The 23,072-nt window shown below is 66.4% G+C and carries 26 protein-coding genes and 2 tRNA genes; 11 read left to right on the top strand and 17 right to left on the bottom strand.

From position 1 onward, the window contains the following. Nucleotides 1-7: 7 nt before the first annotated feature. The 3 genes from AC3A6R_RS01540 to hemP all read left to right on the top strand — a co-directional run bounded on the left by AC3A6R_RS01540 (nucleotide 8) and on the right by hemP (nucleotide 1,449). Entirely contained in the window at nucleotides 8-724 is a 717-nt protein-coding gene (locus AC3A6R_RS01540; RefSeq protein ID WP_487859960.1) for a MotA/TolQ/ExbB proton channel family protein, read from the top strand. A 5-nt stretch (nucleotides 725-729) separates the two neighbouring features. Next, entirely contained in the window at nucleotides 730-1,143 is a 414-nt protein-coding gene (locus tag AC3A6R_RS01535) for an ExbD/TolR family protein (protein WP_487863564.1), read from the top strand. A 93-nt stretch (nucleotides 1,144-1,236) separates the two neighbouring features. Then, nucleotides 1,237-1,449 (top strand): hemin uptake protein HemP, encoded by a 213-nt coding sequence (gene hemP / locus AC3A6R_RS01530; protein WP_487859958.1) that lies wholly within the window; start codon nucleotides 1,237-1,239, stop codon nucleotides 1,447-1,449. Nucleotides 1,450-1,627: 178 nt separating this feature from the next. On the opposite strand, the gene AC3A6R_RS01525 is transcribed toward hemP, so the two are convergent. Then, nucleotides 1,628-2,035 carry a GlcG/HbpS family heme-binding protein gene (locus AC3A6R_RS01525; protein ID WP_487859957.1) on the bottom strand — a complete coding sequence of 136 codons (408 nt, stop codon included), beginning with the start codon at nucleotides 2,033-2,035 and terminating at the stop codon, nucleotides 1,628-1,630. A gap of 161 nt (nucleotides 2,036-2,196) precedes the next feature. Between AC3A6R_RS01525 and AC3A6R_RS01520 the strand changes: the two genes are divergently transcribed. Next, on the top strand, nucleotides 2,197-2,898 hold the full coding sequence (locus AC3A6R_RS01520) for a Bax inhibitor-1/YccA family protein (RefSeq protein ID WP_487859956.1): 702 nt from the start codon (nucleotides 2,197-2,199) through the stop codon (nucleotides 2,896-2,898). A 45-nt stretch (nucleotides 2,899-2,943) separates the two neighbouring features. On the opposite strand, the gene rlmD is transcribed toward AC3A6R_RS01520, so the two are convergent. The 4 genes from rlmD to surE form a co-directional block, all read right to left on the bottom strand. After that, nucleotides 2,944-4,395 carry a 23S rRNA (uracil(1939)-C(5))-methyltransferase RlmD gene (gene rlmD / locus AC3A6R_RS01515; protein WP_487863563.1) on the bottom strand — a complete coding sequence of 484 codons (1,452 nt, stop codon included), beginning with the start codon at nucleotides 4,393-4,395 and terminating at the stop codon, nucleotides 2,944-2,946. A 73-nt stretch (nucleotides 4,396-4,468) separates the two neighbouring features. Further along, the gene (locus AC3A6R_RS01510; RefSeq protein ID WP_487859954.1) at nucleotides 4,469-5,353 is read right to left on the bottom strand and encodes a peptidoglycan DD-metalloendopeptidase family protein; all 885 of its coding nucleotides are present in this window, start codon (nucleotides 5,351-5,353) and stop codon (nucleotides 4,469-4,471) included. 11 nt (nucleotides 5,354-5,364) lie between these two features. Next, nucleotides 5,365-6,138: a protein-L-isoaspartate(D-aspartate) O-methyltransferase gene (locus AC3A6R_RS01505; RefSeq protein ID WP_487859953.1), complete on the bottom strand. Its 774-nt coding sequence runs from the start codon at nucleotides 6,136-6,138 to the stop codon at nucleotides 5,365-5,367. A gap of 2 nt (nucleotides 6,139-6,140) precedes the next feature. Next, the gene (gene surE / locus AC3A6R_RS01500) at nucleotides 6,141-6,899 is read right to left on the bottom strand and encodes a 5'/3'-nucleotidase SurE (RefSeq protein ID WP_487859952.1); all 759 of its coding nucleotides are present in this window, start codon (nucleotides 6,897-6,899) and stop codon (nucleotides 6,141-6,143) included. Nucleotides 6,900-7,033: 134 nt separating this feature from the next. Here surE and AC3A6R_RS01495 point away from each other — a divergent pair, with 134 nt between their 5' ends. After that, nucleotides 7,034-8,020, top strand: a complete 987-nt coding sequence (locus AC3A6R_RS01495) for an NADPH:quinone oxidoreductase family protein (protein WP_487859951.1) — start codon at nucleotides 7,034-7,036, stop codon at nucleotides 8,018-8,020. A gap of 91 nt (nucleotides 8,021-8,111) precedes the next feature. Here AC3A6R_RS01495 and AC3A6R_RS01490 read toward each other — a convergent pair whose 3' ends face one another. The 3 genes from AC3A6R_RS01490 to AC3A6R_RS01480 all read right to left on the bottom strand — a co-directional run bounded on the left by AC3A6R_RS01490 (nucleotide 8,112) and on the right by AC3A6R_RS01480 (nucleotide 9,496). Continuing rightward, a complete protein-coding gene (locus tag AC3A6R_RS01490; protein WP_487859950.1) occupies nucleotides 8,112-8,456 on the bottom strand; it encodes an H-NS histone family protein in 345 nt (114 codons plus the stop codon). A gap of 256 nt (nucleotides 8,457-8,712) precedes the next feature. Beyond that, a tRNA-His gene (locus AC3A6R_RS01485) sits at nucleotides 8,713-8,788 on the bottom strand. Nucleotides 8,789-8,863: 75 nt separating this feature from the next. Next, nucleotides 8,864-9,496, bottom strand: coding sequence for a YbhB/YbcL family Raf kinase inhibitor-like protein (locus AC3A6R_RS01480; RefSeq protein WP_487863562.1), 633 nt, complete (start codon nucleotides 9,494-9,496; stop codon nucleotides 8,864-8,866). 148 nt (nucleotides 9,497-9,644) lie between these two features. Here AC3A6R_RS01480 and AC3A6R_RS01475 point away from each other — a divergent pair, with 148 nt between their 5' ends. Both AC3A6R_RS01475 and AC3A6R_RS01470 read left to right on the top strand, forming a co-directional pair. Further along, nucleotides 9,645-9,893 (top strand): GlsB/YeaQ/YmgE family stress response membrane protein, encoded by a 249-nt coding sequence (locus AC3A6R_RS01475; protein ID WP_487859948.1) that lies wholly within the window; start codon nucleotides 9,645-9,647, stop codon nucleotides 9,891-9,893. A 22-nt stretch (nucleotides 9,894-9,915) separates the two neighbouring features. After that, nucleotides 9,916-10,248 carry a hypothetical protein gene (locus AC3A6R_RS01470; protein WP_487863561.1) on the top strand — a complete coding sequence of 111 codons (333 nt, stop codon included), beginning with the start codon at nucleotides 9,916-9,918 and terminating at the stop codon, nucleotides 10,246-10,248. A 31-nt stretch (nucleotides 10,249-10,279) separates the two neighbouring features. On the opposite strand, the gene AC3A6R_RS01465 is transcribed toward AC3A6R_RS01470, so the two are convergent. The 6 genes from AC3A6R_RS01465 to AC3A6R_RS01440 form a co-directional block, all read right to left on the bottom strand. Beyond that, the gene (locus AC3A6R_RS01465) at nucleotides 10,280-10,954 is read right to left on the bottom strand and encodes a histidine phosphatase family protein (protein WP_487863560.1); all 675 of its coding nucleotides are present in this window, start codon (nucleotides 10,952-10,954) and stop codon (nucleotides 10,280-10,282) included. A 101-nt stretch (nucleotides 10,955-11,055) separates the two neighbouring features. Continuing rightward, complete coding sequence (locus AC3A6R_RS01460) at nucleotides 11,056-12,969, bottom strand: SurA N-terminal domain-containing protein (protein WP_487863559.1); 1,914 nt, start codon at nucleotides 12,967-12,969, stop codon at nucleotides 11,056-11,058. Between the two features lie 72 nt (nucleotides 12,970-13,041). Further along, nucleotides 13,042-13,117, bottom strand: a tRNA-Val gene (locus AC3A6R_RS01455). Between the two features lie 28 nt (nucleotides 13,118-13,145). After that, nucleotides 13,146-13,418: an HU family DNA-binding protein gene (locus tag AC3A6R_RS01450; protein ID WP_007830705.1), complete on the bottom strand. Its 273-nt coding sequence runs from the start codon at nucleotides 13,416-13,418 to the stop codon at nucleotides 13,146-13,148. 232 nt (nucleotides 13,419-13,650) lie between these two features. After that, on the bottom strand, nucleotides 13,651-14,736 hold the full coding sequence (locus AC3A6R_RS01445; protein ID WP_487863558.1) for a tartrate dehydrogenase: 1,086 nt from the start codon (nucleotides 14,734-14,736) through the stop codon (nucleotides 13,651-13,653). Next, nucleotides 14,733-15,647: an alpha/beta fold hydrolase gene (locus tag AC3A6R_RS01440; RefSeq protein ID WP_487863557.1), complete on the bottom strand. Its 915-nt coding sequence runs from the start codon at nucleotides 15,645-15,647 to the stop codon at nucleotides 14,733-14,735. Before AC3A6R_RS01440 ends, AC3A6R_RS01445 begins: the two co-directional genes overlap by 4 nt. A 70-nt stretch (nucleotides 15,648-15,717) precedes the next feature. Between AC3A6R_RS01440 and AC3A6R_RS01435 the strand changes: the two genes are divergently transcribed. Continuing rightward, nucleotides 15,718-16,680, top strand: a complete 963-nt coding sequence (locus tag AC3A6R_RS01435; protein WP_487859942.1) for a LysR family transcriptional regulator — start codon at nucleotides 15,718-15,720, stop codon at nucleotides 16,678-16,680. Nucleotides 16,681-16,711: 31 nt separating this feature from the next. Here the strand turns inward: AC3A6R_RS01435 and AC3A6R_RS01430 are convergent, their stop codons facing one another. The 3 genes from AC3A6R_RS01430 to uvrC are packed head-to-tail and all read right to left on the bottom strand — an operon-like array spanning nucleotide 16,712 to nucleotide 20,164. Then, complete coding sequence (locus AC3A6R_RS01430; RefSeq protein ID WP_487863556.1) at nucleotides 16,712-17,596, bottom strand: DMT family transporter; 885 nt, start codon at nucleotides 17,594-17,596, stop codon at nucleotides 16,712-16,714. After that, nucleotides 17,593-18,159: a CDP-diacylglycerol--glycerol-3-phosphate 3-phosphatidyltransferase gene (pgsA, locus tag AC3A6R_RS01425; RefSeq protein WP_487859940.1), complete on the bottom strand. Its 567-nt coding sequence runs from the start codon at nucleotides 18,157-18,159 to the stop codon at nucleotides 17,593-17,595. Before pgsA ends, AC3A6R_RS01430 begins: the two co-directional genes overlap by 4 nt. A 43-nt stretch (nucleotides 18,160-18,202) precedes the next feature. Further along, nucleotides 18,203-20,164 (bottom strand): excinuclease ABC subunit UvrC, encoded by a 1,962-nt coding sequence (gene uvrC / locus AC3A6R_RS01420; RefSeq protein ID WP_487863555.1) that lies wholly within the window; start codon nucleotides 20,162-20,164, stop codon nucleotides 18,203-18,205. Between the two features lie 51 nt (nucleotides 20,165-20,215). Between uvrC and earP the strand changes: the two genes are divergently transcribed. From earP to AC3A6R_RS01405, 3 genes are all read left to right on the top strand, one after another. After that, on the top strand, nucleotides 20,216-21,316 hold the full coding sequence (gene earP, locus AC3A6R_RS01415; RefSeq protein WP_487859938.1) for an elongation factor P maturation arginine rhamnosyltransferase EarP: 1,101 nt from the start codon (nucleotides 20,216-20,218) through the stop codon (nucleotides 21,314-21,316). 191 nt (nucleotides 21,317-21,507) lie between these two features. Continuing rightward, nucleotides 21,508-22,062: an elongation factor P gene (efp, locus tag AC3A6R_RS01410; RefSeq protein ID WP_012746921.1), complete on the top strand. Its 555-nt coding sequence runs from the start codon at nucleotides 21,508-21,510 to the stop codon at nucleotides 22,060-22,062. Between the two features lie 136 nt (nucleotides 22,063-22,198). After that, on the top strand, nucleotides 22,199-23,062 hold the full coding sequence (locus AC3A6R_RS01405) for an LOG family protein (protein WP_487859937.1): 864 nt from the start codon (nucleotides 22,199-22,201) through the stop codon (nucleotides 23,060-23,062). Nucleotides 23,063-23,072 lie beyond the last annotated feature (10 nt).

Raw genomic sequence — 23,072 nt, 5'->3', positions numbered from 1 at the left:
ACTTCGTATGGATTCCCAATTCGGCTTGATGAACGTCTGGAACCAGGGCGATTTCGTCACCAAGGCCGTCGCGGTGCTGCTGATCGGCATGTCGCTCGCGTCATGGATCGTGATCGTCATCAAGGCCCTCGACGTCATCAAATACAAGCGACTCGCCAAGCATTCGCAGGACTTCTGGCACAGCGAGGATTTCGCGACCGCGCTCAACAAGCTCGGCGGCGACGACAGCAACCCGTTCCGCGCGCTGGCACTCGAAGGCCGCGAGGCGGCTGCGCACCACCGCAACACCAAAGCCCACCTGCATGACGCACTCGACGTGAGCGACTGGATCACGCGCTCGCTGCGCAACGGCATCGACGCCTTCACGGCGCGCCTGCAGACCGGTCTCGCGATCCTGGCCTCGGTCGGTTCGACGGCGCCGTTCATCGGCCTCTTCGGTACGGTGTGGGGCATCTATCACGCGCTCATGAGCATCGGCTCGGCCGGCCAGGCCACCATCGACAAGGTGGCAGGCCCGATCGGCGAGGCGCTGATCATGACGGCGCTCGGCCTCGCGGTGGCGATTCCCGCCGTGCTGGGCTACAACGCGCTGGTGCGCGGCAACAAGTTCGTGCTGACCAAGCTCAACAGCTTTGCCCACGACCTGCACGCCTACTTCGTGACCGGTGCACGCGTGCAGAGCGGCAGCGGCGACGCCGTCGTGCTTCCGCTGAAGAAGGGCTGAGCACCATGGCTTTCGGAACCCAGGACGAACCCGACGAGGTAATGAACGAGATCAACATGACGCCGCTCGTCGACGTCATGCTGGTGCTCCTGATCATCTTCATCATCACCGTGCCCGTGATGAAGCATGCGGTCAACATCGATCTGCCCCGCGCCAGCAGCGAGCCCGAGCAGCAGAAGCCGGAGAACATCCTGTTCAGCATCGCGGCCGACGGCTCGTACCACTGGAACGAGCAGAAGATCGACGACAGCGAACTGGCCGGCCGCCTTGCCGCCGAAGCGCTGAAGGAACCGCAGCCCGAACTCCACATCCGCGGCGACAAGGAAGTGCGCTACGAACGCGTTGCCAAGGCGATGTCGCAGGCGCGCGAAGCCGGCGTGCGGAAGATCGGCTTCATTACCGAACCCGACGCAAACTAGTTCACGGGCGATGAGAAAAAAATTGATCGCGGCGATTGACTTATCAATGCGAATCATTATCATTCACTCATCGCTTCGATAAGGGGATTTCAGATGCAAGCCAAACCGAACGCCTTTTCCGTCCTGAGCCACCCGTCGCTCGACCAATCGGGCGGCGGCCATGCGTCCATTCAGGCGGCGCGTCCCGCGCCCACGGTCGAGAGTGCTCAGCTTCTCAAGGGCAGCAAGACCGTCGGCATCATGCACAACGGCTCCCTCTATCGGCTCCAGGCCACCAAACTCGGCAAGCTGATCCTGACCAAGTAAGCAGGTTCAGCCCGCCCCTCGCGCAAGTTTCATCGTGGGGCGACTCGAGGAGATTCCATCTCCGAAGGGTCGTTTTTTGCTAGCCATCGGTTCGCCGACTAGCCATGCTTTTTTTCACGCTGATGTCCAAACAGAAACGCCGACCCAAGGGTCGGCGTTTTGCTTAGGCGCCAGGTTGTCAGAGGCCGAGGGCCGCGATGCCCGCCTTGGCGATCTGCGCGTCCTCGTTCGACTTCACGCCGCTCACGCCGACGGCGCCGATCACTTCCCCGTCCTTCACGATCGGCACGCCGCCTTCGAGCAGGCCCTGCACCGCAGGTGCGGTGAGGAAGGCGCTGCGGCCACCGTTGATGATGTCTTCGTAGACCTTGCTTTCGCGGCGCCCCATGGCGGCCGTGTGGGCCTTGGCCGGCGCGATGTGCGACGAAAGCGCCGCTGCGCCGTCGAGGCGCTGCAGCCAGAGCAGGTTGCCGGCATCGTCCGAAATGGCGATGGTCACGGCCCAGTTGTTCTTGAGCGCTTCGGCTTCCGCGGCGGCCGCGATGGCCTTGACGTCTGCGAGTTCGAGGAAGGACTTGGTCTTCATGATGAGGTCGGGTAGCTTAAAACCCCACAGCATAACGGCCAATGCGCACCGCGCCGCCGGCAGCCTTAGGACCATCGCCCGTACGGTCTTTTCGGGGGCCCTCTTGCAGCCCCCTAGAATGAGCCCAACTGCGTTTGCAGTAACCCATAGGAGCTACGGCCATGAACGACCGCGTAACGACCCTCGACAATTCCGCCGGCTACGGCCAGGTGCTGCCGCAGGCTGAACGCCAACGCGTCCTGCGCAACACTTACTGGCTGCTCGCACTGAGCCTGCTGCCCACGGTGCTGGGCGCCTGGATCGGCGTGAGCACGGGCCTCACCCGCTCCCTGACGGGCGGGCTCGGCCTGATCGTCTTCCTCGGCGGCGCCTTCGGTTTCATGTTCGCCATCGAGAAGACCAAGAACTCCGCGGCCGGCGTGCCGGTGCTGCTGGCCTTCACCTTCTTCATGGGCCTGATGCTGTCGCGATTGATCGCGATCGTGCTGGGCTTCAAGAACGGCCCCGACCTCGTCATGACGGCGTTCGGCGGCACGGCCGGCGTGTTCTTCGTGATGGCTTCGCTCGCCACGGTGATCAAGCGCGATCTGTCCGGCATGGGCAAGTGGCTCTTCGTCGGCGCGATGGTGCTGCTGGTGGGCTCGGTCATCAACGTGTTTGTCGGCTCGTCGGCCGGCATGATGGCCATCTCGGTGGCCGCGATCGGTATCTTCTCGGCCTTCATGCTCTATGACCTGAAGCGGATCATGGACGGTGGCGAGACCAACTACATCAGCGCCACGCTCGCGCTCTACCTCGACCTGTTCAATGTGTTCCAGAGCCTGCTGGCACTGCTGGGCCTTGCCGGCGGCGAGCGCGACTGAAGAAGAACGTGCCTCTGACAAAAAGGGCCCGCAAGGGCCCTTTTTTCATGCGAGGTCGAAGACCGCGATCGACTCCACGTGCGCCGTGTGCGGGAACATGTTCACCACGCCCGCGAAGCTGCAGCGGTAGCCGGCCTGGTGCACGAGCAGCCCGGCGTCGCGCGCCAGCGTGGACGGATTGCAGCTCACGTAGACGATGCGCTTCGGCGGCGTCCAGCCGTCGGTGCGCAGCTCGGGCTGCAGGTGCAGGTCGGCCATGGCCTTGGCCAGCGCGAAAGCGCCCTCGCGCGGCGGATCGACCAGCCACTTGTCGGCAGGGCCGTCGGCGACCAGCATCGCCGGCGTCATCTCGAACAGATTGCGTGCGACGAAGCGGGTCGGCGACAGCGCGCGCCTCGCCGCGGTGGCAGGCTGGTTCCTGCTGAAGTTGGCGCCCGCGCGCGCAACCAGCGTGTCGCTGCCTTCGATGCCCAGCACCTCGCGCGCGCGGCTGGCCAGCGGCAGCGTGAAGTTGCCGAGCCCGCAAAACCAGTCGATCACGCGCTCGTCGGGCCGCACGTCGAGAAGCCTGAGCGCCCTGCCGACCAGCGCCCGGTTGATGTGTGGATTGACCTGGGTGAAATCGGTTGGCTTGAACGGCATCGTGACGCCGAACTCCGGCAGCTCGTACGAGAGCAGCTCGCCCGCGTTCTCCTCGAGCAGCTTCACCGTGTCCGGCCCCTTGGCTTGAAGCCACCACTGGATGCCGGCGTGCTCGGCGGCAAAGGCCTTCAGCCGGTCGACGTCGCCGCCGGACAGCGGCTCCAGGTGGCGAAGTACGAGCGCGATGGTGCCGAGCACGGTGGTGCCCGGCGCATCGCCGCAGGCGAGCTCGATCTGCGGACAGGTGTCACGCGCATCGAGCGAGGCGATCAGTACGCGCAGCGGCATCAGCATCGCGCTGACGGTCTTCGGCAGCACCGGGCACACCTGCATATCGGCCAGGTAGCGGCTCTTGCGTTCGTGGAACCCGATGAGCACCGTGCCCTTCTTGACCACGTGGCGCACCGAGAGCCGGGCGCGGTAGCGGTAGTGCCATGCAGGGCCTTCCATGGGCCGCAGCACGTTCTCGGGCCGGACCTTGCCGAGGTGCCACAGGTTGTCTTCGAGGGCGCGCTGCTTCACCGCGACCTGCGCCGCCGCATCCAGATGCTGCATTTTGCAGCCTCCGCATGCACCGGTGTGCAGCCCGAAGTGCGGGCAGCCGGGACGCACTCGCTGCGACGACTCGCGCCGGATGGCCGTGACCGTGCCCTGCTCCCAGTTGTTCTTGCGGCGGTGCACGTTGAACTGCACCTCCTCGAACGGCAGGGCGCCTTCGATGAAGACGACCATGCCTTCTGCGTTGTGCGCCACACCTTGTGCATCGAGGTCGAGAGATTCGACCTCGAGCCATTCGCCGGCGGCGGTTGCGGGGGGTTTCGTGGAGACTTTCTTTTCTTCGGTGGATTCCGTCATCCCCCGATTGTCTCAGCCGCAGGCACGGCCATCCGCGGAGCGCGCAAAGAAGCGCGCGCGGCCGCGTCTGCGGTTACCGCGGCGGCAGGTAGCGCGCCGGATCGACAGGCTTGCCCTGCCGGCGGATCTCGAAGTGCAACTTCACGCGGTCGGCGTCGCTGTTGCCCATCTCGGCGATCTTCTGGCCCTTTTGTACCGACTGGTCTTCCTTCACGAGCAGCGTCTGGTTGTGCGCATACGCCGTGAGGTAGGTGTTGTTGTGCTTGAGGATGATCAGATTGCCGTAGCCCCGCAGGCCCGCGCCGGCGTAGACCACGCGGCCATCGGCCGCCGCGAGCACCGCATCGCCGGCCTTGCCGCCGATGTCGAAGCCCTTGTTCTTCGCGTCGTCGAATCCGGCGAGGAGCGTGCCCTGCGCCGGCCAGATCCAGCCGATGTCCTCGTCGCCGGAACTGGCCGACGGCGTCGAGGGCGATGCCGTCACCGGCGGCTTGCCGACCGCCGCGCTCGCAGGTGCCGTGGGCGCGATGGCCGACGGTGGCAGCACGGGCTTGGTCACGACGCCTTCCACCGGCGCTGCGGCCATGGTGGTGGACGGTCCCACCGGCGGAACCACGCGCAGCACCTGGCCGACTTCGATCAGGTCGGGGTTGTCAAGGTTGTTCCAGCGCGCGATGTTCTGCCAGGTGTGGCCGGTCTCGTTCGCGATGCGGCGGATCGTGTCGCCGGGCCGCACGGCGTAGTAGCCCGGCTTGCCATAGTTCTCGATGCCCGGCAGCGGCTTGCCCGAGGGATCGGTGGTGATGAGCGGGCCTCCGGGTGCCGCAGCGGGCCCGCGCGACATGGTGCCTCGATCTTCGACCGGCGCCGGTCCGCGCGGTGCGGCGCACCCTGCGATCACGAGCACAACGGCCAACGTGACACCAGCGCACCAACTCCGATTGCCAAAACCCTGCATTTGTTGTTCCTTCAAGCGATGCCCGATTTTAGGGGGACAAAGTGAACCGCCTCAAGAATGCGTCGCTCGAGTCCGCGGGCGGTTTTGTCGATGACGACGAGCGCCTGTCCGCCGCTCGCCGACTGCGTGGGTGCGACGATGCGGCCGCCGACCGCCAGCTGGTCGACCCAGGCCTGCGGCACGGCTTCGCCACCCGCCGCGGCGATGATGCCGGCGTACGGCGCGCCCTTGGGGTAGCCGATCATGCCGTCGCCCAAGATCAGATGCACTGTCGCGAGTCGGAAGTACCGCAGGTTCGCGCGCGCGCGTTCGTGCAGTCCGCGCAGCCGCTCGATGCTGTACACCTCGGTGGCCACGTGGTTCAGCACGGCGGCCTGGTAGCCGCAGCCGGTGCCGATCTCGAGCACGCGGCCGAGCTTGTCCTGCGGCTTGCCGGCCAGCGCGGGTGCGCCGAGCAGAAGCTCGATCATGCGTGCGACCACGCTGGGCTTCGAGATCGTCTGTCCCAGCCCGATCGGCAGGCTCGTGTCTTCATAGGCCTGGTTCATCAGCGCGCTGTCGACGAAACGATGCCGCTCGACTGCGCCGAGAGCGCGCAGCACGCGCACATCGGCAACGCCCTGGGCGGCGAGCCTCTGCACCATGCGCGCACGCACCGCGTCGGAAGCCATCGAGGGCGTGCTCGGCACCACAGGTTGGGCGGGCACGGCCGGCATGCGCCCGCGCGTGGCGGCCGATGCGGTGGGTGTCAGGCGAACCGGGAAGCCAGGCCGTTGCGTGGCCATGTTCAATGGCCCAGACGGGCCACGGTCTCGCGCCACTGCCCCAGGTTGGCATGATCGGTCAGGTCGATCTGCAGCGGCGTCAGTGCGACATGGCCCTCTGCCGTGGCATGGAAGTCGGTGCCTTCACCGCTGTCCTTGGCACCGCCGGCGCCCGCGATCCAGTACATGGTTTCGCCGCGCGGGCTTTCCTGCGTGATGACTTTTTCCGCGGCATGGCGCCGTCCAAGGCGGCAGACCTTGATCGGCCTGAGTTCGTCCAGCGGTCGATTCGGCACGTTCACGTTGAGCAGGAACGCGCCCTGCTCCACCATGCGTTCGTGTTCGATCCGCTGCACCAGGCGGCGCGCCACCTGCGCGGCCGCATCGACATGGGCCCAGCCCTTTTCGATCTGCGAGAAGGCGATGGCAGGAATGCCGAACAGGTAGGCTTCCATCGCGGCGCCCACGGTGCCCGAGTAGATGGTGTCGTCACCCATGTTGGCGCCATTGTTGATGCCCGAGACCACGAGGTCGGGCCGGTAGCCGAGCAGACCCTTGAGCGCGATGTGGACGCAATCGGCCGGCGTGCCGGTCACGTACCGGAAGCCGTTGTGCGCCTTGTGCACGTAGAGCGGCGCAGCGAGCGTCAGCGCGTTCGACTTCGCGCTGTTGTTGTGTTCGGGCGCGACCACCTCGACATCGGCGATGTCCTTGAGCGCGTCGTGCAATGCGACGATGCCCGGCGCCTGAAAACCATCGTCGTTGGAAATGAGTATCTTCATGGTGCTTTTCGGTGTTCGGATTGTAGGCGGCGGGTGCGTCGCAGCAGGGACAAGGGTGTCCTGCGGCGCCCCCTATCATCGTCGCGCAACACTTGCCACACACGACCGATCGATTCATAGAAGGAGACCCGAGCATGCACGCATGGCTTTGCGAAAACCCCACCGGCGTCGACGCGCTGACCTGGAAAGAACTGCCGACGCCGACGCCCGGGCCGGGACAGGTGCTGATCGAGATCAAGGCCGCCAGCCTCAATTTTCCCGATCTGCTGATCGTCCAGAACAAATACCAGATCAAGCCGCCGCTGCCCTTCGTGCCCGGCTCCGAATATGCCGGCGTGGTCCAGGCCGTGGGCGAAGGCGTCACGCACCTGAAGATCGGGCAGAACGTGGCCTGCCTGTCGGGCACGGGCGGCTTCGCGACCCACACACTGGCACCGGCTGCGCTCTGCATGCCGCTGCCCGAAGGCTTCGGCCACGTCGATGCGGCGGCTTTCATCATGATCTACGCAACCTCGTGGCACGCACTGATCGACCGCGCCCAGCTCAAGGCCGGTGAAACCGTGCTGGTGCTCGGCGCTGCAGGTGGTGTCGGCACGGCGGCCATACAGATCGCGAAGGCTGCGGGCGCACGCGTGATCGCCGCCGCTTCGACCGACGAGAAATGCGAACTCTGCCGCTCCATTGGCGCCGACGCGACGATCAACTACACCACGCACGCGCTGCCGGGCGGCTTTCGCGACGCGATCAAGGCCGCAACCGACGGCAAGGGACCGGACGTCATCTACGATCCCGTCGGCGGCGATTTCGCCGAGCCCGCATTTCGCTCCATTGGCTGGCGCGGACGCTATTTGGTGGTCGGCTTCGCTGCGGGGCCGATTCCTTCGCTGCCATTGAATCTGACGCTGCTGAAAGGTGCGTCCATCGTCGGCGTGTTCTGGGGAGATTTCGCGCGGCGCGAGCCCAAGGCCAATGCACAAATGATGGCCGAATTGGCGCAGTGGTACGGCCAGGGCAAGATCAAGCCCGTCATCGACAGCACCATGCCGATGGCGGATTTGAAAGCCGCCTATGCCCACATGGGCTCGCGTGGCGTCAAGGGGAAACTCGTGATGGTGAACTGAGGCCGCAGCGCTTCGCACGGCTGGCGCCACCCGACATTAAAAAAGCCCGCATGCGCGGGCTTTTTTAATGGCCGACGGCCAGCCGAGACGCTTACTTGATCTCGAACTCGGACAGCGACTTGCCAGCGGCCAATGCCTCGGTCACCCAGCGCGGCTTGCGGCCACGGCCTCCCGACCAGGTTTCGCCTGTCGGACCGCGGTATTTGGCCGCCGCCTTGGGTGCAGGCACACCCGCGCTTCGCTTGATCGAACCGCCGCGCGCGCTGAGTTTCAGGTCCGCAGCGGTCAAACCATATTCGGCGACCTTCCTGCGTACGTCTTCAATCACGCCGGAGCGTTCTTGGTTGCGAAGGTCTTCGGCCTGCTTGCGCAATTGCGCAATCTGCTCGTCGTACTTCTTGATCTGGGAATTGATATCGGCAAGGGTCGAAGCCATTCAGGACTCCTGAAAATTGGAAACGAGCGGATTTTAATTCAATTCACAATTAGCACAAGCAGGGCGACGCCAAAAAGCGGCCACGGCACGCGAAATGCGGCATCGCACAAAACACATGCACCGGGTTGGTGCTTTATCGAAGGAATGGAGAAGCTGCAGTGACGCCAGGACGGGGCGCCACAAATGACAACGCCGGGGCGGGCCCGGCGTCGTGGTTCCTGGACGCTATTGCGCAATAGCAGTCAGAACGATGTTTTGGGGTGGCTGATGGGACTCGAACCCACGACGACCAGAATCACAATCTGGGACTCTACCAACTGAGCTACAGCCACCGGAGAGCCCGCAATTATAGCGGGAAAAATCACGCCTTCCGCCTCCGCGTGCCGCGAAGCCGATTGAAATTCGGCTCAACCCGCTGCAAGCGGCCCCGCCGGAGCGGTCTGCGGGATCTTGGCCGTGCCGTCCGGCCGCTCGCAGGTGCCGATCAGAAGGCCGCTGGCCAGCGCATGCGCCTGCAGCGCATCGAAGATCTCATCGCGTCCCGGCGTGCTTGAAAATTCCGGCGTGCTGTCGAGCGCGAACAACTGGAACGCGTAGCGGTGCGCGCCATGCCCGGGGGGCGGATCGGGCGGCATCCAGGCGGCCTGCAGCCCGGAGTTGCGCCCGACATGCAGCCCCTCGTCGCCGTCGCTCTCGCGGCTCGGAATGGCCGCCTCGTCGAGCTTTCCGTCGCCGGGCGGCAAACCCACGACGATTGCATGCACCAGCGGATTGGGCGTCGGGGAATCGGCGTCTTCGACCACGAGAACGAGCGACAGCGCGCCAGCGGGAATGCCTGTCCACTGCAACGGCGGCGAGAGGCCCTCGCCGTCTGCGGTGTAACGCGGGGCCATCGGACCATGGTCGACGAACGCGACGCTCTCCAGCACGATCGACGCCATGCCCTGCCGCATGCCGAGCGAGTTGAAGACGATCTTGTCCAGGCCGGCGCGCATGCCGTGCAGCGCGTGGCCGATGGCTTCGGGAAGTTTTTCGAGCATGCCTACGGTATAGCCCCGCGCACCGTCCCGGCCTGTAGGACGCAGCAGCAAGCGCGTCTTGACGGCTCCGCTATCATGAGTGCGGCCCGCAATTTACCGCGGTGCACGCCGCTTTCTGCTCCCCTTCCACCGCCAAAGGAGTTTCTTCATGAGCATCGTCTGGACCATCCTGATCGGCTTCATCGTGGGTCTCGTGGCACGGGCCGTCAAGCCGGGCGACGATTCCGCTGGCTTCATCGTCACCACGCTGATCGGGGTTGCGGGTTCGCTGATCATGACCTACGTCGGCCAGGCCATGGGCTGGTACACCGCCGGCGAGGGCGCGGGCTTCATCGCGTCGGTGGTCGGCGCGATCGTGCTGCTGCTGCTCTACGGGCTGGTGAAGCGCAAGCGCTGAACGCGCGCCGCGCCCGCCACAGATGCCGCGCAAGCCGAGGGCCGGGCATCACGTCTACGTGGTCGAGCTCGACGACCGCGTATGGAACAACGGTCGCTTCAGGCGGGCCAACCCCGACTACCAGCTCGGCAAGCCCTTCGTCTACGTGGGCATGACCGGCCTGGACCCCGACATCCGTTTCGACAAGCACAAGGCCGGCATCCAGGCCAACAGCTTCGTGCAGGCGTTCGGGCTGCGGCTGCTGCCCGCGCTGTATGAACGCTACAACCCCATGAGCTATGACGACGCCCGGTCGATGGAGGTCGAGCTCGGCATTGCACTGCGCCGCATCGGCTACGGCGTCTGGCAGGCCTGAACTGCCCGCGTTTCCTTGCGCCCGCGCATCCTCAGGCGTAGGTCACCCAGTCTTCGTAGGCGGGCGCATCGAGGTGCGGCAGCGTGTTGTACGTGACGAGCATGTGGCGCTTCGGCGTGAAGGCGAACTCCGTGACCGCGGTGTTGCGGATGCGCAGGTTCAGTTCGATCGTCACTTCGGGTGAAGTGCCGAGCACATGGCCGACGGCCGTGCTGATCGGTCCGCCGCTCGACACCACCAGCACCCGCGCACCGTGGTGGCGGTCGCGCACATGATCGAGCGCCGTCGTCACGCCCGCGAGGAAATCGATGTAGCTCGGCATGCCCACCGGCTGGGTGCGGCCCTGCATCCAGGCGCCGAGACCGTTGCGCAGCAGCCGGAAATGGTGCCGGTACATCTCGGGCGTGTCGGGCTTCTCGAGCTTGCCCTCGTGGATGGTCGCGATGACCGCCTCGCTGTCGTACTCGTTGAGGCCGGGCCAGGGCAGCACGTCGTCGCGCTCGAGCCCCAGGCCCTTGGCAATGCCTTCCCAGGTCTGGCGATGACGCTTCAGGGTGCCGGTGATCACCGCGTCGAAATGCATGCCGCGCTCGCGCCAGTATTCACCGAGGCGCACCGACTGCCGGTGCCCGAGCTCGCTCAGGTTGTCGTAGTCGGCAGCGCCGAAGCTGGCTTGGCCATGGCGCACGAGGTAAAGGGTTCCCATGCACGGAATTCTGGCCACAACCGCAGGACGCGCTTGTCCCACCGGCGACGGCGCCTGCGCTCAGCGACGCCCACGCGACACCGCGCGCAAAGCGATGAAGGTCAACGCGCGGTCGCCGACAGAGTGTCCGCCGGCTTCGGCACCAGGATCTCGGCCTTGAAGCGATCCTTGAGCATGTTGTAGTAGGCGGTGCTCTCCGCCGCAGCCACCGACTGCGCGACCTGCGCGTTCTCCTGCTGCGCCTCTTCGGGCGCCGAGGGCGTGCGCGGAACGACCTTCGCGACGCGCAGCACGGCGTAGCCCTGGGTGCCCAGGTCCACGCCCACGAGCGCGGGCAATTTGGCCGGGTCCGCGCGCAGCGCGGCATCGATCACCGTGAGGGGCTGCGACTGCGCATCGCGCCGCGACACGGTGACCGGCTTGCCGAAGCTTGCATCGTCGGCCTTGGCGGTCCAGGCCGCGAGCTTGGCTTCACCCTCGGCCTTGGCCATGACGGCGGCACGCTCGTTGACGAGTTGGGCGCGGATCTTGTCCTTCACCTCGGCCAGCGGCATCGGCTGCGCAGGCGAATACTGGGTGATGCGGCCCGACGCGAGCTGGTTCGCGCCGACTTCGATGGCCTCGGTGTTCTGCTTGCGGCTCAGCGAATCGGCCGCAAACAGCGCGTTGAGGAAGTTGCGGTTGGCCAGCACGCCGGTGGCCCCGGGTGCGGGCGTGCGCGCCACGTTGCTGGCGGTCTGGACCGTGAGCTTCAGCTTTTCGGCGGCCGGCTGCAGGCTGTCGGGTTGCTGGTACACGGTGTCGGTGAAGGTTTCCGCCGCCTTGGCGAATTCCTGCGTGGCCTGCTGCGCGCGCACTTCGTTCTCGATGGTCGCGCGGACCTGCTCGAAGGGCTGCACCACGCCGGGCTTGATGTCGGTGAGCCGGATGATGTGGTAGCCGAACTCGGTCTCGACCACGTTGCTGATGTCGCCCTTGTTGAGCGCGAACATCGCATCTTCGAACGGCTTGACCATGGCACCGCGCGTCACGAAGTCGAGGTCACCGCCCTTCTCCGCGGAGCCGGGGTCCTGCGAATTCTTGCGCGCCACGTCGGCGAAGCTTGCAGGTGCCTTCTTCACTTCGGCCAGCAATTGTTCCGCCTTGGCCTTTGCCTTGGCGCGCTCGTCCGACGAGGCGCTCGCGGGTGCGGTGATCAGGATGTGGCTCGCACGGCGCTCCTCCTTCGTGCCGAAGCGTTCCTTGTTCTGCTCGTAGTAGGTCTTGAGGTCGGCTTCGTTGACCGACACGTTCTTCTTCGCGGCCTCGATGTCGAGCACCAGGTATTCGATGCTGGCCTGCTCCTGCGCCTGGAACTGGGCCGCGTGGTCCTTGTAGTAGGTTTCGATGTCGGCGTCGCTGACCGTCACCTTCGACGCGAAGCTGTCGGGCGCGAAGCGCGCGACCTGGATCTCGCGCTGGTCATAGAAGGCGCCGATCGTGGCGGCCGTCAACGCAGGCGGCGCAAAGGCCGTTCCCGAGATGCCGAGCAGCACTTGCTGCGTGGCGAGTTCCGCGCGCATCGAGGCTTCGTACTGCTCCGGCGTGCGGCCGGTGACGCGCTGGAAGGTTTCGCGGTCGAACTTGCCATCCGGCGTGCGGAATGCCGCAAGGCCCGTGTCCTGCGCGAAGATCCGCGTCAGCCGCTCTTCCGAGATGCTCACGTTCGACTTGGCAGCCGCGGCGGCCAGCACGCGGTCGCGCACCATGCGCTCCAGTGTGGCGTAGCGCATCACATCCGACTCGAGCAGTGCGGGGTCCACGTTGGGCGACTGCTGGCGGATGCGGTCGATCTCGTTGCGATGCTGCATGTCCCACTCGGGCCGCGTGATGGAGTTTCCGTCAATGCGTGCCACCTTCTCGTCGACGCCCGAGCTCTGGTACTGATCGACCCCGAGAAAGACGAACGAGGGAATGATCAGCAAGAACAAGACGAACATGACGATCTTGTTGTACTTGCGGAAGAAATCAAACATGCTTGAACACTCTCTTCGACGGATGTCGCACGGCAATAAAAAAGGCGAACCTGTGTTCGCCTTTGCATCGGGTGGTGGGTGCTGAGGGGCTCGAACCCCCGACCTACGCCTTGTAAGGGCGCCGCTCTACCAGCTGAGCTAAGCACCCCACCGGAAATACGCTCCGAGTGTACGTCCTAGTTCAGCGCGTCTTTCAGCGCCTTGCCCGGACGGAACTTCGGAATCTTGGCGGCCTTGATTTTAATCGCGTCGCCGGTGCGCGGATTGCGGCCGGTGCGCGCAGCCCTCTTGCCGACCGCGAAAGTGCCGAAACCGACCAGCGACACGGAGCCGCCTTTCTTGAGCGTGGTACGAATGGCGCCGATGGTGGACTCCAGCGCGCGGGTGGCGGCTGCCTTGGAGATGTCGGCGTTTTTTGCGATGTGCTCAATGAGTTCGGTCTTGTTCACAAGGGCCCCTAGTCGAAGAAATTAAGTTGGTCGGCTTCGTCAGCTGCGAGTCGGTCGCGGAATGACGCGACACGCAAAGCCTGGCAGGACTGACGCCTCGGCAGCGCGCTGCCAGAAGGATTACAACCACTGGTCTGCAGGGTGTCAATACGACGCGAAGCCATGCAAGACAGCGGAGCGCGCGATTTTAGGGGCGTTTCGCGCGCCCACTTTTACAGCGACCGAAGCGCGATCAAAGCGCTTCGGCGATGGCCTTGCCGAGGTCGGACGTGCTCGCCGTGCCGCCGATGTCGGGTGTGCGCGGTGCGCCACTTTGGGGTGCGAGCACCTTCTCGATGGTCGCGAGGATCGCGTCGTGCACGTTCTTGTGGCCCAGGAATTCGAGCATCATCGCGCCGCACCAGATCTGGCCGATCGGGTTCGCGATGCCCTTGCCCGCGATGTCCGGCGCAGAGCCGTGCACCGGCTCGAACAGCGACGGCGTCGTGCGCTCGGGGTTGAGGTTGGCGCTCGGCGCGATGCCGATGGTGCCGGTGCATGCCGGGCCCAGGTCGGACAGGATGTCGCCGAACAGGTTGCTCGCAACCACCACGTCGAAGAAGTCGGGCCGCTGCACGAAGTGCGCGGTGAGGATGTCGATGTGGAACTTGTCGAGCGTCACGCCCGGGTAATTCTTCGCCATTTCGACCACGCGCTCGTCCCAGTAGGGCATGGTGATCGAGATGCCGTTCGACTTGGTCGCGCTGGTCAGGTGTTTCTTCGGACGCGACTGGGCCAGTTCGAAGGCGAACTTGAGCACGCGGTCGACGCCGTGGCGGGACATCACGGTCTCCTGCACCACGATCTCGCGCGGCGTGCCTTCGTACATGCGCCCGCCGATGCTCGAATATTCGCCTTCGGTGTTCTCGCGCACGATGTACATGTCGATCTCGCCGGGCTGGCGCGGCGTGCCGTCGCGCCGCACCACGGGCGCGGTGATGCCGGGCATCAGCCGCGCGGGGCGCAGATTGATGTACTGGTCGAACTCGCGGCGAAACAACAGCAGCGAGCCCCAGAGCGACACGTGGTCGGCGATCTTCTCGGGCCAGCCCACCGCGCCGAAGTAGATCGCATCGTGCCCGCCGATCTGGTTCTTCCAGTCGTCGGGCATCATCTTGCCGTGCTTCTCGCAGTAGTCCCAGCTCGAGAAGTCGAAGTGGTCGAACTTCAGGTCGATGCCGAACTTGCGCGCCGCGGCATCGACCACGCGCAGGCCTTCGGGCATGGTTTCCTTGCCGATGCCGTCGCCGGCGATGACTGCGATGCGGTGGGTGGTCATGGTGTGGTTCCTTCTTGCTGGAGGGGTGTGAAAAACGCGAGGGCCTCGGCGAGCAGTTCGTCCGGCGCTTCCTCGGGAACATAGTGGCCGCACGGCAGCGCGCGGCCCGAAACTTCGTCGGCGCGTTCACGCCACAGCGCGAGCACGTCGAAACAGCGCCCGACCGCGCCATGCTCGCCCCAGAGCACGCGCAACGGCTGCGGGAGCCGCCGGCCGGCGGCGACGTCGGCGCGGTCGTGGACGAGATCGATGGTGGCGGAGGCGCGATAGTCCTCGCAGATCGATTCGGCCGTGCCCGGGATCTGCGCGCAGCGCTCGTACTCGGCAAGCACCTCGGGCGCGAAGGGCGCGAGCCCTGCATGCCTGCCGCCCATCACGCTGCGCACGTAGCGCACCGGGTCCGAAGCGATCAGCGCCTCGGGCAGCGGCGGCGGCTGGACCAGGAAGAACCAGTGCCAGTAGGCGCGCGCGAAGGCGTCGCTGGTGTTCTCGTACATCGAGAGCGTGGGTGCGATGTCGAGCAGCAGCATGCGCTCGACCGCTGCCGGGTGGTCAACGGCCAGGCGGTGCGCCACGCGCGCGCCGCGGTCGTGGGCGAGCACGCCGAAGCGATCGAAGCCGTGGTGCGACATTGCGGCTCGTGCGTCGAGCGCCATCTCGCGCTTGCTGTGCGCCAGGTGATCGGCATCGGCCGCCGGCCGGCCCGAGTCGCCATAGCCGCGCAGGTCCAGCGCCACCACGGTGAAGCGCTCGGCCAGTGCCGGCGCCACGCGGTGCCAGATCGCATGCGTCTGCGGATGGCCGTGCAGCAGCAGCAGCGGTGCGCCGCGGCCACAGACCCGGCCGTGCACGCGGACGCCGTTGCGCTCGATGTCGAAGGTGGGAAAGTCGAGGAAGGAGGAAGCAGTCACGCGGCGATTGTGCGTTGCGCTCCATCGATCATCAAGCAACAATCAGCCAATTCATACTTTCCAATCTGGCATGAATCCATTGGCGCTGGACCGCGGCGATCTCGAATTGGTGCTGGCCATCCGCGACCAGGGAAGCCTCGCGGGCGCCTCCACCGCGCTCGACGTCGTGCCGTCGGTGGTCACCAAGCGGCTCGGCGCGCTCGAGGCGCGGCTCGGGCAGCGGCTCTTCGAGCGCACCACGCGCCGGCTCAGCGTGACGGCCGAGGGCGAGGCGGTCTGCCTGCACGCAAGGACGCTGCTCGAGGGTTTTGCGGCGCTCGAGAGCGACCTCGGCGAGCGGCAGAACGCGCTGGTCGGCACCATCCGCCTGGCCGCCACCTTCGGCTTCGGCCGGCGCTGGGTCGGCCCCACGCTGGCCGGCTTCCAGGCGCGCCATCCCGGCCTGCAGATCGAACTGCTGCTGACCGAGCGCCTGCCCGATCTCGGTGCCGAGGGCTATGACGGCGCGCTATGGCTGTGGGCCGTGCAGCAGCGCCGCGCGGCCGACTGGGCCACGCGCCGCATCGCGCGCAACCAGCGCGTGCTGGCCGCCGCGCCCGCCTACATCGAGCGGCGCGGCCTGCCGGCCACCGTCGACGCGCTGGCCACGCACGACTGCCTGGTCGCGCGCGAGAACGGCGAGGTGAACCAGCGCCAGTTCGCGCTGTGGACGCTGCGCCATGCGCGCGACGGCAGCACCGCGCGCGTACGGGTACAGGGACCGCTCAGCAGCAACTCGGGCGAGATGGTGCGCGATTGGTGCCTGGCGGGCCACGGCATCATGCTGCGCAGCCTGTGGGACATCGCACCGCAGCTCGCGTCGGGCGCGCTGGTGCGCGTGCTGCCGCAGTACGCAATGCCCGACGCCGACATCCACTGGATTGCCCCCTGGCGCCCGAAGACACCGCGGCGCGTGCGCCTGCTGCTCGACCACCTTGCGGAACAGTTTCGCGGCGAGCCCTGGAAACCCGGCAAGACCAGTTCGCCGCGCTGAAAGAAGGCAGGAAAGAAGAAAAAGCGCTGCTTCAGCGCTGGCTGCGCACCACCAGGCTCACCCCGGCGGCGGTGAGCCCGATGCCCAGCAAGGTCACGAGGCCGATCGGCTCGGCAAACAGCAGCCAGGCCATGACCGCGGTGCACGGCGGCACCAGGTAAAGCAGGCTCGTCACTGCCGTGGCGGTGCCGCGCTGGATCAGCATGTAGAGCAGCGAGCTGCCGCCGAGCGACAACGCCAGCACCGACCAGGCCATGGCGCCGGTCGAGTACGCATTCCATTCGATCGACTGCGACTCCATCAGCGCAAAAGGCAGGGTGACGACGAGCGCCGCGCCCATCTGCACGGCGCTGGCACTGCGCACGTCGCACGGCGCGACGAAGCGCTTCTGGTACAGCGTGCCCGCGGTGATCGACAGCAGCGCCATGACCGCGAGCGCCATCGTGAGCGCGTTCACCTCGGTGCCCTGCCCGAGCTTGCGCGAGACCACGAGCACCAGCCCCGCGAAGCCCAGCGTCAGCCCCGCCCATTGGCGCTGCGAAATGCGCCCGCCGCCGAGCGACAGCCAGATGGCGGTCAGCACCGGCTGGATGCCGACCAGCAGCGCCACCAGCCCTGCGCCCATGCCGGCATGCACCGCGGCCCAGACGCCGCCCAGATAGCCTGCCTGCATCAGCACCCCGGTGACCGCCAGGTGCCCCCACTGTGCGCGCTCGCGCGGCCAGGCAACGCGCGCGAGCGCCACCCAGATGCCGAAGCACACGAGCGACAGGGCAAAGCGCACCGCCAGGAACTTGAGCGGCGGCGCGTAGGGCATGCCGTAGCGCGCGACAATGAAGCCCGTGCTCCAGATCAGCACGAAGACCGCCGGCATCGCGCGCAGCCAGCCCGCGCCGCGGGCCGCGGCAAAGCTCATTTGGCGCGTGCCCGGATCTCGGGAATGGCCTTCTGGAGGTAATAGACCATCGACCAGATCGTCAGCACGGCCGAGATCCAGATCAGCCATTGGCCCCACCAGCCGGTGTCGATCACGCCGAAGAGCTGCCCGTCATAGAGCAGGAACGGGATCGCGACCATCTGCACCGTGGTCTTGACCTTGCCGATCATGTGCACCGCGACGCTCTTGCTCGCGCCGATCTGGGCCATCCATTCGCGCAGCGCCGAGATCGCGATCTCCCGTCCGATGATGATCAAGGCGACGAACACGTCGGCCCGGTTCAGATGCACCAGCACCAGCAGCGACGCGCAGACCAGGAACTTGTCGGCCACGGGGTCGAGGAAGGCGCCGAAGGCCGAGGTCTGGTTGAGCTTGCGCGCCAGGTAACCGTCGAGCCAGTCGGTAGCGGCAAACACGATGAACATGACCGTGGCGATCAGGTTGCGCGTCGGCTCGGCCATCGGCAGATAGAACATGCCGACGATCAACGGAATCGCGACGATGCGCGTCCAGGTCATGATGGTCGGAAGTGTCCAGAACATATGCGCGCGATTGTGTCATGCCAGCGTGAGCGACGGCGGCACGTCAGTGCAAGGCCCGATAGATTTCCTCGGCCAATTCGGTGGCGATGCCCTCGACCGAGGCGATGTCCTCGACGCTCGCCGCCGCCACGCCGCGGATGCCGCCGAAGCGCTGCAGCAGGCGGGCGCGCCGCTTCGGCCCGATCCCCGGAATGTCCTCGAGCTGGCTGCCGCCCACGCGCACCTTGGCGCGCTTGGCACGCATGCCCGTGATCGCGAAGCGGTGCGCCTCGTCGCGGATCTGCGCGACCAGCATCAGCGCCGCCGAGTCCTTGCCGAGGTAAACCTTCTCGCGGCCATCGGCGAACACCAGTTCCTCGAGGCCGACCTTGCGGCCTTCGCCCTTCTCGACGCCGACGATCAGCGACAGCGGCAGGCCCAGTTCGCTGAACACCTCGCGCGCCATCGACACCTGGCCCTTGCCGCCGTCGACCAGCACGAGGTCCGGCATGCGCGCGGCCCGCGTCTTGGGCGGCGCATCGCTGCCGGCACCGGCCGCGTCGCCTGCGGGCGGTGCATCGGTCTCGGCCGCCATCGCCTCGGCCAGGCGGCCGTAGCGGCGGTGCAGCACCTGGCGCATCGCCGCATAGTCGTCGCCGGGCGTGATGCCCTCGATGTTGTAGCGCCGGTATTCGCGGTTCTGCATCGCATGGTGCTCGAACACCACGCACGATGCCTGCGTTGCCTCGCCCGCGGTGTGCGAGATGTCGAAGCACTCGACGCGGAAGTTGTCGAGGTCGTCGGGCGCGAGTTCGAGCGCGTCGGTCAGCGCGCGCGTGCGCGCCTGCTGCGACCCCTCCTCGGCCAGCAGCCGCGCGAGCTGGAGGCCCGCATTCGTTTCGGCCATCTCGAGCCAGTGCCGGCGCTGCTCGCGCGGCTGGAATACCGCCGTCACGCGCGAACCCGCCTGCTGCGAGATCGCCTCGATCAGCGCACGGCCCACCGGATGGCTCAGCACCAGCGTGGCGGGCACCGGCACGTCGATGTAGTGCTGCGCGATGAAGGCCTCGAGCACCTGCACCTCGACCGGATCGGCGATCGCCGGGGGCGCGCCCTCTTCCGCATCGAGTTCGCCGTGGTGGATCTGCGAGGCATCCTCCACATGCACCGGAAAGTACGGGCGGTCGCCCAGGTGCCTTCCGCCGCGCACCATGGCCAGGTTGACGCAGGCCTTGCCGCCCTGCACCTTCACCGCGAGGATGTCCACGTCCTTGTCCGATGCGATCTCGATCGACTGCTGATGCAGCACGCGCGAGATCGCCGACATCTGGTTGCGCAGCTCGGCCGCCTGCTCGAACTCGAGCTTTTCGGAATGGGCGCTCATGCGCGCTTCGAGCTTGGACAGCACGAGCTGGGTGTCGCCCATCAGGAAGGCTTCGGCGCTGGCCACGTCCTGCGCATAGACCTCGGGCGCGATGTAGCCCACGCACGGGCCCGAGCAGCGCTTGATCTGGTACAGCAGGCAGGGCCGCGTGCGGTTGGCATACACAGTGTCCTCGCAGGTGCGCAGCTTGAACACTTTCTGCAGCAGCTGAATCGACTCCTTCACCGCCCAGGCGCTCGGGTAGGGCCCGAAGTAGCGGTGCTTCTTGTCGACGCCCCCGCGGTAGTAGGCGAGCCGCGGAAACTGGTGCGAGGCGATCTTCAGGTACGGATAGCTCTTGTCGTCCCTGAAAAGGATGTTGTAGCGCGGCTTGAGCGTCTTGATCAGGTTGTTCTCGAGCAGAAGCGCCTCGGCCTCGGAGCGCACCACCGTGGTCTCCATGCGCGCGATCTTCGAGATCATGTGGCCGATGCGCGTGCCGCCGTGGCTCTTCTGGAAGTAGTTGGCGACCCGCTTCTTGAGGTTGCGCGCCTTGCCCACGTAGAGCACCGCGCCCGCCGCGTCGAAATAGCGATAGACGCCCGGCAGCTGCGGCAGGGCCGCGACTTCGCTGAGCAATTGTTCGGAATGCACGTCTGACATGGCGGATATTGTGGCGTGCGCCGGCGCGCCGGGGCGGGCACACTCCCAGGCATGCAATGGGACATCTTCTGCAAGGTCATCGACAACCACGGCGACCTCGGCGTCTGCTGGCGCCTGTCGAGCCAGTTGGCGGCGCTCGGCGAGCGCGTGCGGCTCTGGATCGACGACGCCACCGCGCTGCACTGGATGGCGCCGGCGGGATGCGAGGGCGTGCAGGTGATCGACTGGCTCGACCCCGACGCCGTCCGCCAGGCCGCGGCCGCGGCGCCGCCCGATGTGCTCGTCGAGGCCTTCGGCTGCGATCCGGCGCCCGAACTCGTGGCGCGCTTTGCCGAGGAAGCGCAGGACGCCGGCACCCCCGCCCGGGCCTGGATCAACCTCGAATACCTGTCGGCGGAACCGTATGTCGAGCGCCTGCACCGCCTGCCGTCGCCGGTCTTCAAGGGACCGGGCGCCGGGCTCACGAAGCGCTTCTTCTACCCAGGTTTCACGCCCGGCACGGGTGGGCTCCTGCGCGAGCCCGGACTGGCCGAGCGGCGGGCGCGCTTCGACCGCGATGCGTGGCTCGCAGCACAAGAGGTTCCGCGGCAGGAGGGCGAACGCCTGGTGTCGCTGTTCTGCTACGAACCCCCGGCGCTGGCGGACCTGCTCGATCGGCTCGCGGCCGCGTCCGAGCCCACGCGGCTGCTGGTGACCGCCGGCCGCGCGACGCACGCGGTCAGGGCCTTTTTCTCGGCCCGCGGCCAGGCCGACCAGGCGCTCGCGGGCTTCGGTGCACTCTCGATCTCGTACCTGCCCTACCTGACGCAGGTCGATTTCGACCATCTTCTGTGGGCCTGCGACCTCAACTTCGTGCGCGGCGAGGATTCGCTCGTGCGCGGCCTCTGGGCCGGTGCCCCGCTGGTCTGGCAGATCTACCCGCAGGACGACGATGCGCACCACGCCAAGCTCGACGCCTGGCTCGACTGGCTCGGCGCCCCGCCGGCGATGCGGCGCTTCCACCACGCCTGGAACGGCTTCGGCGAGGTGCCCCTGCCCCCGCTGGGCGCCCTCGACCCGTGGCGCGAAACCGTGCGGGCCGGCCGCGAAAAGCTCTGGGCGCAAGAGGACCTGGCGACGCAATTGCGGCACCTGGTTGCCGGAAAAAGCTAAAATAGCGGGCTTTGCGGATTTCTGGGCGGGTCTGGGCGCGATGTGCAAGACCCGACATGCTCCGCCAAGCCCGCTTTTAACCCGCCGTGAAACCTGTACCGCGGGGCTCGCCGCGCCGGCCAACCTGCACCTTCCTGCAATAGCCGCCGAGGGCCCCGTGCACCGAGCGGCCAACATCCAGAGAACCTGATATGAAAATCGCTCAAGAAATCCGCGCCGGCAACGTCATCATGCACGGCAAGGACCCGATGGTCGTGCTCAAGACCGAATACAGCCGCGGCGGCCGCAACTCCGCCACCGTGCGCATGAAGCTCAAGAGCCTGATCGCCAACTTCAACACCGAAGTGGTCTTCAAGGCCGACGACAAGATCGACCAGATCGTGCTCGACAAGAAGGAGTGCACCTACTCCTATTTCGCCGACCCGATGTACGTCTGCATGGACACCGAGTACAACCAGTACGAAGTCGAAGCCGAGAACATGGGCGACGCCCTCAACTACCTCGAAGACGGCATGCCGGTCGAAGTGGTGTTCTACGACGGCAAGGCCATCTCGGTCGAGCTGCCGACCAGCGTCGAGCGCGAGATCACCTGGACCGAGCCGGCCGTCAAGGGCGACACCTCGGGCAAGGTCCTGAAGCCCGCCAAGATCGCGACCGGCTTCGAAGTGCCGGTGCCGCTCTTCGTCTCGCAAGGCGACAAGATCGAAATCGACACCCGCACGGGCGAATACCGCAAGCGCGTCTGATGACCCTGCTCCCTGCCGGCAAAGCTGCCGGCATGCGCTTTCAGAAAGGCTCCGCAAGGGGCCTTTTTCGTTTGGCACGCCCGGCGTCCGGCGGCCGCCACGCTGCACAATGCAGTGAGTCTTCCTGCACATTCCCATGAACAACACGCACGACCTTCACGACAAGCGCCTGGCCGACGCCTGGGCCACGCTCAAGACGCACGCCGAACAGGGCCTGCCGCTCGACCCCGATCCCTCGCGCATCGCCTTCGCCGACCCCGAATTCCTGCTGCGCCGCGAGACCCGCGGTGTGCGCATGCAGCTCGAGCTCATGAAGCCCGACGTCGAGCAGCGCGCCCACGGCATCGAGAACACGGTGGTGGTCTTCGGCAGCGCCCGCTTCCGCAGCGACGAAGAAGCCGCAGCGCTCGTCGCGCAAGCCGAGGCCGCTGGCGACGCCACGGCTGCCGAACGCTGGCGCCGGCTCGCGCGCAGCTCGCACTACTACGAGAAGGCCCGTGCCTTCGGCAAGCTGGTCGCGCAGTACAGCAACGACAAGGAGCCCGAGGACAAACTCTTCATCTGCACCGGCGGTGGCCCCGGCATCATGCAGGCGGCCAACCGCGGTGCGCACGAAGGCGGCGGCCTCTCGGTCGGCCTTGCGATCGCGCTGCCGATGGAAGAAGCGGCGAACCCCTACGTCACGCCCGCGCTGAGCTTCAAGTTCCACTACTTCGCGATCCGCAAGATGCATTTCATGATGCGTGCGAAGGCGCTGGTGGCGTTTCCGGGCGGCTTCGGCACGCTCGACGAGCTGTTCGAGGTCATCACGCTGGTGCAGACGCGCAAGTCCCAGCCGGTGCCGATCGTGCTGTTCGGCACCGACTACTGGAAGAAGCTCATCGACTTCGATTTCCTGGTCGAGGAAGGCGTGATCTCGCCAGGCGACGTGGACTTGTTCCAATACGTCGACACGCCCGAGGACGCCTGGAGCGCGATCAAGCGCTTCTACAAGCTGTAGGCGCACGCGG

This window comes from Variovorax sp. Soil_C_19, assembly GCF_057657255.1.
This window is presented reverse-complemented; position numbering and strand designations above follow the sequence as displayed.

What these genes read in the sequence shown, in the direction of transcription:
- AC3A6R_RS01430 (WP_487863556.1), bottom strand. Translation starts at nt 17,596, where the DNA reads ATGAGCTTTGCCGCGGCCCGCGGCGCGGGCTGGCTGCGCGCGATGCCG.
- rlmD (WP_487863563.1), bottom strand. Translation starts at nt 4,395, where the DNA reads ATGACGGAATCCACCGAAGAAAAGAAAGTCTCCACGAAACCCCCCGCA.
- efp (WP_012746921.1), top strand. Translation starts at nt 21,508, where the DNA reads ATGAAAATCGCTCAAGAAATCCGCGCCGGCAACGTCATCATGCACGGC.
- AC3A6R_RS01540 (WP_487859960.1), top strand. Translation starts at nt 8, where the DNA reads ATGGATTCCCAATTCGGCTTGATGAACGTCTGGAACCAGGGCGATTTC.
- AC3A6R_RS01435 (WP_487859942.1), top strand. Translation starts at nt 15,718, where the DNA reads ATGAATCCATTGGCGCTGGACCGCGGCGATCTCGAATTGGTGCTGGCC.
- AC3A6R_RS01495 (WP_487859951.1), top strand. Translation starts at nt 7,034, where the DNA reads ATGCACGCATGGCTTTGCGAAAACCCCACCGGCGTCGACGCGCTGACC.
- earP (WP_487859938.1), top strand. Translation starts at nt 20,216, where the DNA reads ATGCAATGGGACATCTTCTGCAAGGTCATCGACAACCACGGCGACCTC.
- hemP (WP_487859958.1), top strand. Translation starts at nt 1,237, where the DNA reads ATGCAAGCCAAACCGAACGCCTTTTCCGTCCTGAGCCACCCGTCGCTC.
- surE (WP_487859952.1), bottom strand. Translation starts at nt 6,899, where the DNA reads ATGAAGATACTCATTTCCAACGACGATGGTTTTCAGGCGCCGGGCATC.
- pgsA (WP_487859940.1), bottom strand. Translation starts at nt 18,159, where the DNA reads ATGTTCTGGACACTTCCGACCATCATGACCTGGACGCGCATCGTCGCG.
- AC3A6R_RS01505 (WP_487859953.1), bottom strand. Translation starts at nt 6,138, where the DNA reads ATGGCCACGCAACGGCCTGGCTTCCCGGTTCGCCTGACACCCACCGCA.
- uvrC (WP_487863555.1), bottom strand. Translation starts at nt 20,164, where the DNA reads ATGTCAGACGTGCATTCCGAACAATTGCTCAGCGAAGTCGCGGCCCTG.
- AC3A6R_RS01465 (WP_487863560.1), bottom strand. Translation starts at nt 10,954, where the DNA reads ATGGGAACCCTTTACCTCGTGCGCCATGGCCAAGCCAGCTTCGGCGCT.
- AC3A6R_RS01490 (WP_487859950.1), bottom strand. Translation starts at nt 8,456, where the DNA reads ATGGCTTCGACCCTTGCCGATATCAATTCCCAGATCAAGAAGTACGAC.
- AC3A6R_RS01470 (WP_487863561.1), top strand. Translation starts at nt 9,916, where the DNA reads ATGCCGCGCAAGCCGAGGGCCGGGCATCACGTCTACGTGGTCGAGCTC.
- AC3A6R_RS01525 (WP_487859957.1), bottom strand. Translation starts at nt 2,035, where the DNA reads ATGAAGACCAAGTCCTTCCTCGAACTCGCAGACGTCAAGGCCATCGCG.
- AC3A6R_RS01445 (WP_487863558.1), bottom strand. Translation starts at nt 14,736, where the DNA reads ATGACCACCCACCGCATCGCAGTCATCGCCGGCGACGGCATCGGCAAG.
- AC3A6R_RS01480 (WP_487863562.1), bottom strand. Translation starts at nt 9,496, where the DNA reads ATGCTCGAAAAACTTCCCGAAGCCATCGGCCACGCGCTGCACGGCATG.
- AC3A6R_RS01475 (WP_487859948.1), top strand. Translation starts at nt 9,645, where the DNA reads ATGAGCATCGTCTGGACCATCCTGATCGGCTTCATCGTGGGTCTCGTG.
- AC3A6R_RS01460 (WP_487863559.1), bottom strand. Translation starts at nt 12,969, where the DNA reads ATGTTTGATTTCTTCCGCAAGTACAACAAGATCGTCATGTTCGTCTTG.
- AC3A6R_RS01520 (WP_487859956.1), top strand. Translation starts at nt 2,197, where the DNA reads ATGAACGACCGCGTAACGACCCTCGACAATTCCGCCGGCTACGGCCAG.
- AC3A6R_RS01405 (WP_487859937.1), top strand. Translation starts at nt 22,199, where the DNA reads ATGAACAACACGCACGACCTTCACGACAAGCGCCTGGCCGACGCCTGG.
- AC3A6R_RS01535 (WP_487863564.1), top strand. Translation starts at nt 730, where the DNA reads ATGGCTTTCGGAACCCAGGACGAACCCGACGAGGTAATGAACGAGATC.
- AC3A6R_RS01510 (WP_487859954.1), bottom strand. Translation starts at nt 5,353, where the DNA reads ATGCAGGGTTTTGGCAATCGGAGTTGGTGCGCTGGTGTCACGTTGGCC.